This is a genomic window from Acinetobacter sp. YH12128 (assembly GCF_013418655.1).
GTDB classification, from domain to species: domain Bacteria; phylum Pseudomonadota; class Gammaproteobacteria; order Pseudomonadales; family Moraxellaceae; genus Acinetobacter; species Acinetobacter amyesii.
Window position 1 is genome coordinate 1 of the sequence record NZ_VPBO01000041.1, and the last position, 12,366, is coordinate 12,366.

The 12,366-nt window shown below is 40.5% G+C and carries 12 protein-coding genes, 1 tRNA gene and 1 pseudogene; 6 read left to right on the forward strand and 8 right to left on the reverse strand.

All coding sequences use genetic code 11. The features are described from left to right. The first annotated feature begins 301 nt into the window (after positions 1–301). Both FTU64_RS15565 and FTU64_RS15570 read left to right on the forward strand, forming a co-directional pair. Positions 302–544, forward strand: coding sequence for a hypothetical protein (locus tag FTU64_RS15565; RefSeq protein ID WP_078192893.1), 243 nt, complete (start codon positions 302–304; stop codon positions 542–544). 235 nt (positions 545–779) lie between these two features. Further along, positions 780–974 (forward strand): hypothetical protein, encoded by a 195-nt coding sequence (locus FTU64_RS15570; protein ID WP_168379657.1) that lies wholly within the window; start codon positions 780–782, stop codon positions 972–974. A gap of 69 nt (positions 975–1,043) precedes the next feature. On the opposite strand, the gene FTU64_RS15575 is transcribed toward FTU64_RS15570, so the two are convergent. After that, positions 1,044–1,691: a LysE family transporter gene (locus FTU64_RS15575; RefSeq protein ID WP_180007363.1), complete on the reverse strand. Its 648-nt coding sequence runs from the start codon at positions 1,689–1,691 to the stop codon at positions 1,044–1,046. A gap of 146 nt (positions 1,692–1,837) precedes the next feature. After that, a complete protein-coding gene (locus tag FTU64_RS15580; RefSeq protein ID WP_078192890.1) occupies positions 1,838–2,410 on the reverse strand; it encodes an FxsA family protein in 573 nt (190 codons plus the stop codon). A 131-nt stretch (positions 2,411–2,541) separates the two neighbouring features. On the opposite strand from FTU64_RS15580, the gene ruvC reads away from it, so the two are divergent. After that, positions 2,542–3,087, forward strand: a complete 546-nt coding sequence (gene ruvC, locus FTU64_RS15585; protein ID WP_078189034.1) for a crossover junction endodeoxyribonuclease RuvC — start codon at positions 2,542–2,544, stop codon at positions 3,085–3,087. Between the two features lie 71 nt (positions 3,088–3,158). Here the strand turns inward: ruvC and FTU64_RS15590 are convergent, their stop codons facing one another. Together FTU64_RS15590 and FTU64_RS15595 are read right to left on the reverse strand one after the other, a co-directional pair. Further along, positions 3,159–3,434 (reverse strand): acylphosphatase, encoded by a 276-nt coding sequence (locus FTU64_RS15590; RefSeq protein WP_180056024.1) that lies wholly within the window; start codon positions 3,432–3,434, stop codon positions 3,159–3,161. Position 3,435: 1 nt separating this feature from the next. Then, complete coding sequence (locus FTU64_RS15595) at positions 3,436–4,923, reverse strand: NAD(P)H-hydrate dehydratase (protein ID WP_180060250.1); 1,488 nt, start codon at positions 4,921–4,923, stop codon at positions 3,436–3,438. Positions 4,924–4,943: 20 nt separating this feature from the next. Between FTU64_RS15595 and queG the strand changes: the two genes are divergently transcribed. Then, complete coding sequence (queG, locus tag FTU64_RS15600) at positions 4,944–6,038, forward strand: tRNA epoxyqueuosine(34) reductase QueG (protein WP_180056004.1); 1,095 nt, start codon at positions 4,944–4,946, stop codon at positions 6,036–6,038. Between the two features lie 277 nt (positions 6,039–6,315). Further along, positions 6,316–7,308, forward strand: coding sequence for a biotin synthase BioB (gene bioB, locus FTU64_RS15605; protein ID WP_180007367.1), 993 nt, complete (start codon positions 6,316–6,318; stop codon positions 7,306–7,308). A gap of 125 nt (positions 7,309–7,433) precedes the next feature. Here bioB and FTU64_RS15610 read toward each other — a convergent pair whose 3' ends face one another. Together FTU64_RS15610 and FTU64_RS15615 are read right to left on the reverse strand one after the other, a co-directional pair. Then, on the reverse strand, positions 7,434–7,658 hold the full coding sequence (locus FTU64_RS15610; RefSeq protein ID WP_180007368.1) for a hypothetical protein: 225 nt from the start codon (positions 7,656–7,658) through the stop codon (positions 7,434–7,436). Between the two features lie 535 nt (positions 7,659–8,193). After that, positions 8,194–10,398 (reverse strand): OsmC domain/YcaO domain-containing protein, encoded by a 2,205-nt coding sequence (locus tag FTU64_RS15615; protein ID WP_180060252.1) that lies wholly within the window; start codon positions 10,396–10,398, stop codon positions 8,194–8,196. A gap of 368 nt (positions 10,399–10,766) precedes the next feature. Here FTU64_RS15615 and FTU64_RS15620 point away from each other — a divergent pair. Next, positions 10,767–10,843: transfer RNA gene (locus tag FTU64_RS15620), tRNA-Ile, on the forward strand. Positions 10,844–11,220: 377 nt separating this feature from the next. On the opposite strand, the gene FTU64_RS15625 is transcribed toward FTU64_RS15620, so the two are convergent. Both FTU64_RS15625 and FTU64_RS15630 read right to left on the reverse strand, forming a co-directional pair. Further along, positions 11,221–12,153, reverse strand: a complete 933-nt coding sequence (locus FTU64_RS15625) for an IS5 family transposase (RefSeq protein ID WP_180060253.1) — start codon at positions 12,151–12,153, stop codon at positions 11,221–11,223. 98 nt (positions 12,154–12,251) lie between these two features. Further along, a pseudogene (locus FTU64_RS15630) lies at positions 12,252–12,366 on the reverse strand (transposase); the annotation flags it as partial.

Sequence of the window (12,366 nt, forward strand, 5' to 3'; positions counted from 1 at the left end):
CAAGTAACTTGGACCAGTGTTGATCATTTAGCATTGTTCGAGGCATAGCGAGTGTAAAATTGGGTTTGGCGATTTAATTTTACTATCTCGCTATTTTTTTAATCAACAAATGTCAACAGACCCTAATAAAACAAATATTTAACTCTCTGACGCTTTTCACTTACACAATAATGAGCAAAACAAACCGTTTAAAACTTGTACAGCAGCTTATTTGCACATTAAGATAAAACAATCATCACGGATTGATGGTTGACAATAACAACAAGAATGTTGGTCAAATTCGACTAAATGGAGAAACGCAATGCACTATCAATATCACTGTGCTTGTTGCAATAAAGTATTGGCTTCAAGCGATAAAGAATGTTCCGAATGTGGCTCGCATAATATCCGTAGCCCATATGGCTTTTGGATATTTTGCATACTCAGTTGTTTGGCTGTTGCCATTCTATTTAAGAGTGTTCAAGTGTATTTGCAACAGCACGATACTGAAGCGACAACCCAACTCAACATCTTTGAAGTACTCAAGCAGGATGGTAAAAATTAAGCTTTTTTACAACAGCCAAATACAGCCCTATGAACAAGCTGGCAATGTGTAAAATTTTAGCTAAGCTGAATTTAAGCACCGTTATCGGGTCGCGTTAAAGTCATTCAAAGAGATAAGTTAAAATGATGAAAGCCTGAATGATTTCAGGCTTTTTTATGCGCTAGCATCGCCCTGCTCACTTATCTTCACGAGGAAAATTCTTTAAACTATGGCGATAGCAATGAGGTTCTAGATGATGGTGCAGTTAATCAAAAAAGGCGGTTTACGTGAACGCGCCAATCGTAGCCGATCATACAAAGGCTCTGAAAATACCGAAACTACCCTCAAGCCAAACCGTTATCGTGATCATGCTGAAACCACCGATATTGCACAAGATCCATCAAATACAGCACCGTCTAAAGACCAAGATCAAACCAATCCAGAGCAATAGAACTTGGACATAAAAAAAGCCAAGTTTTAATACTTGGCTTTCGCTTTGCTGACAGCAATATGTTTGCAGCTATTGAAGATTGAACATTCTAATTGCGTCGAACCACAGCCAAATCGCAAAAATTAAAAATAACGCCCCTGAAACCACATCAATATAACTACCCGAACGTTGGTAGAGTGCTTTAATTTTAGGCAAAGACATAATCATCATAAACAAACTAAACACAATAAAGGTTTGAATCGGAATGATGACAGCAAGCTGTGCTTTTAGGTTACTACTGGCTGATGAACTCAACGCCAGTGAGAACACACTACTAAAATAAATCAATGTTTTCGGATTGGCTAAATTTGTAAATAAACCTAATAAGAAATAATTTTCAGTTTTCTGCTGACTTAAGGCCTGCCCATCTTCTAAATTGGCTGTTTGATTTAAACTTTTAAGCCCGCCACTAAACATTGCCCAACCCATTTTCGCTAAGAAAAATCCACCAACAGCCATTAAAACTTGTTGTATCCATGGAAATTGCTCAACCAGAACCGTAAAGCCCAATAAGGTTAAAACGACCCACACCACAATCCCGACAGAGATCCCCGCAATAATTTTTAAGGTATTTGCACGCGTTGTTGATGCTGCACTTTTAGCAATTAATAATACATCTGGACCGGGACTCAACTGCGCAACAAAATGAAGCGCACAGATGGTGAATAACAGTGACATGCAAGCTGATTCATTTGAATTAAAACGTGAAGATTATATCTCTTGTTCAATTTTTTTGTTGGCAACACAAGGTTTATTTTTAGGCCGTATCAAAATTTACGCAAAAAAAAAGCCGAATACACATTCGGCCTTTCATACTGAGTTAATTATTTTTTATTGACATCTTTCAGTTCAATTTGTTTCGCATCTGGCGTCACTTCACGAGCTTCACCATCAATAACGGATGAATCACGACCTGATTGCTGATTTTGCATATCTTGCATTTGACGCATCATATCTGCAAATGGGTTCTGACCTTGAGCACCGCCCATGCCTCCCATATCGCCCATCATGCCACCCATCATTTTTTCCATCATGGCTTGCTGACGCTTCATCATTGTTTTCATCATGACTGCTTTCATGGCATTTTGTACAGGTGGAATCAAAATAAGTAATGCCATAATATCTGAGATTAGACCCGGTAACAGCAATAAGAAACCAGCCAAAATTTTTGGTAAATTTCCAGTTAAAGCTGGATCATTACTCATTTGACCTGCTTGCATTTGCTGCATTTGAGGCATCAGACCTGATGAATATTTACGGATAATATTCATCCCTATAAAGAAGGCCGCCACGAACCAGAAAAAGACATACCACATGCTGCCGACGAGGTCGCCCACACCGATCCAGACAAACACTTCCAGGATCAAGCCTGCTAAAATCAGAAGAAATAATTTCATGAAAATTAAACAAATCTCAGTAAATTAATTTAAGGTGTTGCGTTCAACTGCTCAATCACTATCAAGCTTTTTTGACACGCTTATGTAACAATATGGGCATATTTTTATTTTTAAAGGGCAAATAGGCAAACATGTCATTAATTATCGGTATTGACCCTGGGTCGCGCTTAACTGGTTACGGCATCATCGAAAAGGATGGTTCTAAACTACGTTTTGTCGATGCTGGCACCATTCGTACCGAAACGACAGAAATGCCTGAACGCTTAAAACGTATTTTTGCTGGTATTGATCGCATCGTAAAGTTTCACGGGCCTACTGAAGCTGCGGTTGAACAAGTATTTATGGCTCAAAACCCTGACTCGGCCTTAAAATTAGGTCAAGCACGCGGTGCTGCCATTGCCGCTTTAACCAATTTAGATTTACAAGTCGCTGAATATACTGCACGTCAAATCAAACAATCTGTGGTCGGCTATGGGGCTGCTGATAAAGAACAAGTCCAAATGATGGTTATGCGCATTCTGAACCTAAGCATCAAACCCCAGCAGGATGCAGCCGATGCTTTGGCTGCCGCAATTTGTCATGCGCATGCGTCTGGTAGTATGAGTAAAATGGCTGTACTGAATGCCTTAGGTGGTATGGCTCGTGGCCGAAGCCGTGTAAGCACTCGACGTCGATAAATAAATCGTCAATTCATATAGCTCAGTAATTCATTCTGTTTTCAAAAGCCCATTCAATCTAGTGATCAAATTTAGCGAATCATTTTAAAACCGCTATAGTCTAATTCATGCATTGGAATTTCTTGCTGATCGATTTTAGTCACGTCTGCTCGTAAAGGCCCCACCAGACTGTGTTTCAGTATTTTATGAATGGCATCTTCAGTTCCAATAATCAGCGCTTCAACTTCGCCCGTCGCTAGATTTTTCACATAGCCATTTAAACCAAGTGCAACCGTTTGCTGTTCAAACCAACGACGATAACCAACACCCTGAACTTTACCTTGAATTCGCAATTTAACCGCATGCATTTTAGTCTTTAACTCCTGAATGATTAACCACATGATAAACCGCTTGGGCCATATCCTGCGCTTGCAAACCACGCATCCCCGGCTTCGCCAATACATCACCTGCTAAAGCATGCAGGCTTACGATTTCATGCAGATGTATTTGCTGATGGAATTGTGCTTTTAAACTTGCAATCATCCCTGCAAGCACATCTCCCATACCGCCTGTACCCATTCCTGCATTACCTGCGGTGCAAATCCAAAGCTGATCTTCAAGTATTAAGCTGCCTGCGCCTTTAAGCACCCATTGACCTTGAAATTTTTCTTTTAAATACTGAATTGCTTGTACACGATCTGCTTCAACTTCAGCAGTAGTTATACCCAGTAATTTCGCAGCTTCACCCGGATGTGGCGTTGCATAGGTTCGTGCATTCAAATTTTTAGGTGCTTCAGCTAGAAACCATAAGGCATCTGCATCCAAAACAATTTCCAAGGTTGACTGCTGAATCAATGGAAACCATGACTGAAACTGCTGTTGTGCCCAATCGTCACGACCAAGCCCCATGCCAAAGCTAATCGCATCGACTTGATCGATCAGTTGCCGAATTGCTTCTGTAGTTAATGCATTGATATCGCGTAGCATAATATTCGGTGCGCGCGCCAAAATAGCGGTGTGATGTCGTGCATCACAAACAACCGTAACCTTACCTGCACCTGCATGGAATGCAGCCTCAGCAGCCATAATCACCGCCCCACCCATTTCTGCATGGCCACCAACAACCAAAACATGGCCATAACTGCCTTTATGACCAAAGGCTTGACGCGCAGGTAAGGCTATTTTCTGCGGCGACAAATGAGCAAGTGGCTCTAGCTCTGCATCAGTCGGTATGCATGCTATCACCGAAACTTCACCTGCATATTCCTTCGCTTGACCTGTAAATAGCCCTGCTTTTAGACCCAATGCCGTAAAGGTATAATCGGCTTGAAATGCGATGGGTAAAGGCTGTCCTGTATTGGCATGTAATCCGCTTGGAATATCAATCGCAACTTTAAGTCCCGTGCATGCATTCAATCGTTGAATAATGGCTTGCCATTCGCTAGAAAGTTCACGATTGAGCCCTATACCAAATAATGCGTCGATATAAACGTCATAGTCATGCTGAAAATCAAAATGTGTATAGATCTTGAGCTTGTGATCTATCGCTTCTTGTACAGCAGAATGTAAATCTTTCGATGCTCCAATTTCAGCGGCGTAAATATCGACTTGAAAGCCTGCTTGCTGTAGGTATTGCGCTGTAAGATAGCCATCTCCTGCGTTATTGCCCTGTCCACAACATACAGCGATATTTTTTAAATTTTGCTGCTTTAACATTGGAATGAGTTGCTGAGCAATCGACCATGCGACCTGCTGCATCAGACCATAACTGCTATTGTGCTGAGCAAACCAACGCTGCTCCCAAGCTTGAATACTTTGGCTAAGATAAACAGGGCTATGGTAAACTTGCAGACGCATTGTTTTTCCTTGTTATGATTATGGCCGCTTCAACTCCTGCACAAAAAATTCCTGTCGATCAATATGATCCAGAAACCCTAAAAGCATGGATTAAAGCACAAGCCTTAAATTTAGGTTTTTCTGATTGTGTCATCGCAAAGCCAGATGCTCAAGAGGAACTCCCTCGTTTTAAAGAATATTTAGAACGTGGTTATCATGGCGATATGAAATTCCTAGAGGAAAACCTTGAAAAACGTGCCAATCCTGCACTTTTAGTCCCCGGCACACGCAGTATTATCTGTGTCCGCATGGACTATTTGGTCGAAACCCCAAAACCACGTTATGTTCCTGATGAGCCAAATGCAGCCATCATTGCACGCTATGCACGAGGTCGTGACTACCACAAAGTCATGCGTGGTCGTTTAAAAACCTTGTCGAATATCATCCGTGAAAAAATCGGAGATTTTGAATCTAGACCCTTTGCCGACTCTGCACCAGTGTTTGAAAAATCCTTAGCTGAAAATGCAGGCATGGGCTGGACAGGCAAACACACCTTACTGATCCATAAAAAATCAGGCTCATTTTTTGTATTAGGTGAGCTGTTTACATCACTCGAATTACCTTTTGATTCTCCGGCAACCAAACATTGTGGTTCATGCACAGCCTGTATTGATATCTGTCCAACTCAGGCCATCGTTGAGCCCTATATGTTAGATGCACGTAAATGCATTGCCTACTTAACCATCGAATATAAAGGCATCATTCCTGAAGAATTACGCCGTGGCATTGGCAACCGTGTGTTTGGCTGTGATGACTGTCAACTTATCTGTCCATGGAATAGCTTTGCGCATAAAACTCAAATTGAGGACTTTTATCCACGTCATGGCCTCGACCAAGTGAGTTTATTAGATCTTTGGCAATGGGATGAAGCCACTTTTTTAAGCTGTACTGAAGGCAGTCCTATCCGACGAACAGGCTATCAAAGCTTTATGCGAAATATCGCTATTGGCTTAGGCAACGCACAATACAGTTCAAATATTGTTCAATCATTAAAAAATTCTCGCGAAAAACATGACGCGATTGTGCAAGTTCATATTGATTGGGCAATTACAGAACAAAACTCAAAAATGCTTTAAGGGTTTTCATTCTCTATTTTCCAGATCCTTACAAAGTTTTCATTTAAGCTAAAACTTAGTGACGTAATCCAAGAAAATTAATTTTTTAGCTCAAAATAAACATTGCAGCGATTGTGCTGTCATTTAGCATAACTTTGTAAGTATCTTAAATATCAAAAGTTCTTTGAAAAAGTCATTTCAATGCATTTTAGCTAAATTGCAATGTTACAAAATAGTCTTGGAAGTCTGCAAATTTTACGTATGATGATCTGCATTAGGCAGAAAATATGGATCATTTATGAGCTACCGAAATGACTGGACACATCCAGAAATACAAGAGTTGTATCAACAACCATTGATGGATTTATTATTCCAAGCACAGACCATTCACCGTGAATATTTCCAAGCCAATCATATTCAAGTCAGCACCTTACTTTCGATTAAAACTGGTAAGTGCCCTGAAGACTGTAAATATTGCTCTCAGTCCGCACATTATGACTCTGGATTAGAAGCCGAAAAACGCATGGCTGTGGAAAAAGTCATCAATGAAGCGAAAGCTGCGCTTGCCTCAGGTTCTTCGCGTTTTTGTATGGGCGCTGCATGGCGCAATCCACATGAACGGGACATGCCCTATGTGCTAGAAATGGTGCGTGAAGTCAAAGCGCTGGGACTTGAAACCTGTATGACCCTTGGCATGCTGAATCAGTCTCAGGCAGAGCGCCTACATGAGGCAGGCTTAGATTATTACAACCATAACCTCGATACCTCTCGTGAGTATTATCCCAATGTCATTAGCACACGTAGCTATGATGACCGTTTAACGACGCTGGACTATGTCCGCCAATCTGGAATGAAAATCTGTAGCGGCGGAATTGTGGGCTTAGGTGAAAGCCGTGATGACCGTATTGCCTTCCTGATGGAGTTGGCAACGCTGCCGATTCATCCTGAATCCGTGCCGATTAATCTCCTTGTCCCTATTCAAGGTACCCCACTTGCAGAGGTTGAGAAACTTGATGTGATCGAATGGATTCGCACCATTGCAGTCGCACGGATCATTATGCCAAAAAGCTATATTCGACTCTCTGCAGGTCGTGAATCCCTGAGTGATTCAGAACAAGCTTTGGCATTTATGGCAGGTGCAAATTCACTCTTTTCTGGTGAAAAACTACTGACCACGCCAAATGCAGGCGAAGGCAAAGATCAGCTTTTATTTAGCAAACTCGGTTTAGTGGCTGAACAGCCCAAACCAAATGCTGCACAGCTTTCAACTGATGCCATGCAAATGGCTTAAAATAAGCCCCGAAGTTCGGGGCTTAGTTCAATTGAATGATCAGTGATAGGTATCAAAGTGCAATGCAAGAGATGGTGCGAACAAATGAAATAGCTAAATCACCATGAGTAGGGAAAATATATCGTTTACTTAACAAAGTTATGTGCTGTTATTAAAATTCCATAGCCTGCATTTAAATAATCCCCTTCACGAATAATGTCTTGACCATTGGCATGTTGAACCACCAATTGCTGCTGAATCACATCATAATGAAAAGATTCAAAGCAATCCTGATGTTGTAATAACCATGCAATGGTATCTGCCATATTGGCATCGACGGTATAACGTTCGGCTTGAAAATCTTTACTCATATCTGCATAAAAACTGTGAATGTATTTCTATTTTAATGATTTCAATATTGACCGGCATTAAAAAAGTGAGCTTTCGCTCACTTTTTTTCGGCTTAGACTCTGCATTACTTTGTCACACCGCACTTACGACATTCCTTGTGCGAACCGATTTCTTCCATTTGCTCGTATTCGTAAATATGCATGCAAAATAGTTTTCTGAATAATTGAAGCATGTTGTTAAAACTCCCGTTTATTTATTAATGTGCTTCTGAATATTTCGTCCTGAAATATTATGAACATGCCTAAACACGCCATAGCTAATTTATTATCATATTTTTCCAATGAGTCAAATATCTTTACTTTAAAATGACACAATTTCGGATAATCGGTTATTTTTAAGCCTTCCTTATATTCACCTGAGTTATAAGGATTTTTATTAATATCAACATCACAGATATAGATTAATTTTCAGCAAATTTCGCACAAAAAAACTCCCCATTAGGAGAGTTTTTTCAAATAGATGATCACATGAGTAACGTTATTCACAAGCCCAGATTTAAACGTTCTGACTGGCAAACTTCGCACGTGCAGCATGCAATTTTTTATAGCTATCAATCAGACGTAAATGACGATCTAAACCTTCAAGTTGCATATTGGTTTCAGTTAAACCGTAGAAGCGAAGACTGCCATCCATTGAACCAATCACTGCATCCATACGTTCGTCACCAAACATACGACGGAAATTATGTTCATAGTCATTGAGATCTAAGTCATCGTCCAATTCAACTTCTAAAACCACATTCATGCATTGATAGAACAAACCACGTTCGACCGTATTGGTGTTGTATTGAAGGAAGGTTTCGACCAACTCTTTTGCTTCTTCAAACTCTTGTAGCGCAATATAGATCAGTAGTTTGAGCTCAAGTACCGTTAATTGACCCCATACGGTATTGTCATCAAACTCAATCCCGATGAGCGTCACAATATCCGTGTAGTCATCCACTTCAAGCTCTTCTAAGCGCTCAACCAATGACACTAACTCGTCTTCATCTAGACGATGAATGTTTAAAATATCCTCACGGAAGTCCAAAGCTTTGTTGGTGTTATCCCAAACCAAGTCTTCAACCAAATACACTTCAGAATAACCCGGAACCAAAATACGACATGCCGTAGCACCAAGATGCTGATAGACCGCCATATACGCTTCTTTGCCCATGTCTTCTAGAATCGCAAACATCGCTGCAGCTTCTTCCGCATTGGCATTTTCACCTTTTGCTGTGAAATCCCACTCTACAAAATCATAGTCTGATTGTGCGCTAAAGAATTTCCAAGACACCAAACCACTTGAGTCAATAAAGTGTTCTACAAAGTTATTTGGCTCAGTGACTGCATTTGAGCTAAACGTTGGTTTTGGTAGATCGTTTAGACCTTCAAAGCTACGGCCTTGTAAAAGTTCGGTTAAGCTACGCTCTAAAGCCACTTCGAGTTTAGGGTGCGCACCAAAAGATGCAAAAACCCCACCAGTACGTGGGTTCATTAAGGTTACACACATCACAGGGTACTGACCACCAAGTGAAGCATCTTTTACCAATACAGGAAAACCTTGTTCTTCTAAGCCTTGAATACCCGCAACAATACTTGGATATTTGGCTAAAACCTCTTCTGGCACATCTGGTAGAGCCAATTCACCTTCCAAAATCTCACGTTTTACAGCACGTTCAAAGATTTCAGATAAGCATTGAACCTGCGCTTCTGCCAAGGTATTCCCTGCACTCATGCCGTTTGATAAGTATAAATTTTCAATCAAGTTTGATGGGAAATACACTGTTTCACCGTCGGACTGACGGACAAATGGCAGAGAACAAATACCGCGTGCTGTATTTCCTGAATTGGTGTCATATAGATGTGTGCCTAACAACTCATCTTCTGGGTTATAAATTACACGTGTGTAGTCATCTAAGATTTCAGTAGGTAACTCGCCTTCTGGGCCGGGTTGGAACCATTTTTCATCTGGATAATGCACAAAGTCAGCATTGGCAATCTCTTCACCCCAGAACTGGTCGTTATAGAAGAAGTTGCAATTGAGACGTTCAATAAATTCACCCAAAGCCGAAGCTAAGGCACTTTCTTTAGTAGAACCTTTACCATTGGTAAAACACATTGGCGATTGTGCATCACGAATATGTAGTGACCAAACATTCGGTACGATATTACGCCATGATGCGATTTCGATCTTCATGCCTAAACCAGCCAAAATACCCGACATATTGGCAATAGTTTCTTCTAATGGCAGATCTTTACCCGGAATAAACGTGGTACTTTCTGACGCTAAATTTGGCATAAGTAAAGCTTGTGCATCTGCATCAATGCTTTCAACTTCTTCAATGACAAACTCAGGACCCGTCTGAATCACTTTTTTAACCGTACAGCGGTCAATTGAACGAAAAATGCCTTGACGGTCCTTTTCAGAAATATCCGCAGGCAGTTCAACTTGGATTTTGAAAATTTGCTTGTAGCGGTTTTCAGGATCAACAATATTGTTTTGAGATAAACGAATATTATCTGTCGGAATGTCTCGCGCTGCACAATACACTTTTACAAAATACGCTGCACATAATGCTGATGACGCTAAAAAGTAGTCGAATGGTCCGGGAGCAGAGCCATCGCCTTTATAGCGAATAGGTTGGTCGGCAATTACCGTGAAGTCATCAAATTTGGCTTCTTGTCGAAGGTTATCGAGATAATTAACCTTAATTTCCATGTGGGCACCTAAATATTCTTATGTGTCAGTGCAACACATAAAAATGAAAACATAAGCCGAATAACTGTAGGACATTGACTTAAAAATGTGAGGCCAGTACCAATCTATGCGCTGTTGAGCACGGTACTGACAAGAATGGGCATTATTATAAGGTTATTTTGACTGTTTGATAACTTTTGTCGTGATTTACATCACGATAGGATTCGGCACTTTGTGCATTTTGGTCTAATCCAAGCTCAACTGCTGCAACTACAGCCAATTTGTTGTGTTAGTGTGCAGCCGTGAAGAAAAAGGCTTGTCTTTTAAAAAAATCTTCGCTAGTATGCTTTGCGTCTGAACTTGTTGATAAATAACACATTCAGAATATAGGGCCTATAGCTCAGTTGGTTAGAGCAGCGGACTCATAATCCGTTGGTCCACAGTTCAAGTCTGTGTGGGCCCACCAATCTTTTGTAATCATATGCACAACTTTGCAATGATTTGATATATAAACCCATGAATTGTAATGATTCATGGGTTTTTTATTTCTTTTTTGCAATAAGCTGCACTGTAATATAGAAAGCTTTTCTTTATAGGATTTGTGATCTATATAATTTAACTTCACTTTACTTTTAAATGGCTAAAAATTAAGTATAAAAATCAAGATTTAATAACACGAAAATAAGTATCTAACCGATAAGTCGTAAATGCATCAACGATGTACGGGTCATCTTCCGCGACCTGACATTCATACTCCACACTCTGAAGCCATTTAGGTTGTTTATCAAAAGGGCTTTGTTGCACAAAGATTTGAAATGCAAAGCGCCCCTAATTGAGCCAAATTTAAGGCGTAACTTGGGTAAGTGGTCGACCTAATTCCGTAAATCTGTTGAGGACTGCTACACGTGTATGAATCTCATTCGCTTGGCTATCAAAACTCCTTGCACTGAGTTTATCTCCTAATAATTTAATGCAGTACATCTTAGTTTCAACCAAACTTCGCCGATGATAGCCTGACCATTTTTTCCATAGTGTCCTGCCTAAACGTGTAACTGTTCGAAGTAATTCATTTCGCTCTAGCGAGCTACTCTTTTTATCTTTCCATGGTTTCGCATTTTTTCTAGGTGGAATCACCGCATGTGCTTGCCGATCTGCAATGACCTGACGGCATCGTTTTGTGTCATAAGCACCATCTGTATAGACAGAATCGATTTGTTCATCTAAAGGGATTTGAGCAAGTAAATCTTCCAGTACCTGTGAATCACTGACATTATTGGTTGTAAGCTGAACTGCTCGTATTTGTAGGGTTTTAGCATCTATACCAATATGAAGTTTACGCCATTGGCGACGATATTCAGGTCCATGTTTCTTGCGCTTCCATTCGCCCTCACCTAGAAACTTCATGCCTGTAGAGTCTATGAGTAGATGCAGCCCATCGCTACTTTTTTGGTAGCTGATTACAATATCAATATGCTTTTGTCTTCTACAAAGCGTGGTGTAATCTGGAGCTATCCAATTTAATCCGCAAAGTTTAATCAGACTTTGCACAAAGCCAGTAACCATACGTAAAGACAGACGAAATAAGGATTTAATCATTAAGCAGCATTGGATGGCTGCGTCGGAGTAGGTTTGATTTCGCCCTTGTTTGCCTTTTGATGGCGCATACCATTGCGTAGCAGAATCAAACCAAATGGCAATATTTCTGCGACTCATGAGTGCTCGGTTATATGCGGGCCAATTGGTTGTGCGGTAGATTTTGTATGTAGGCTTCTTCATTTGAAAATTATATCGCTGAAAAAGCCCTCAAGAACAGCTTTGTGCAACAAAGCCATTCAGCTCTGTTTTTTCTCTTTTCGGTTTTCCATAAGCTGTCATTAAAAAGTAAACATGTATTCTTTTCCGAATTGGTTTGATACTCTCTCCACCCATTGCTCTATTTTATCAGCTGTCATGACTTGAAAATCTCGCCAATAATATTTCATCTGCTTC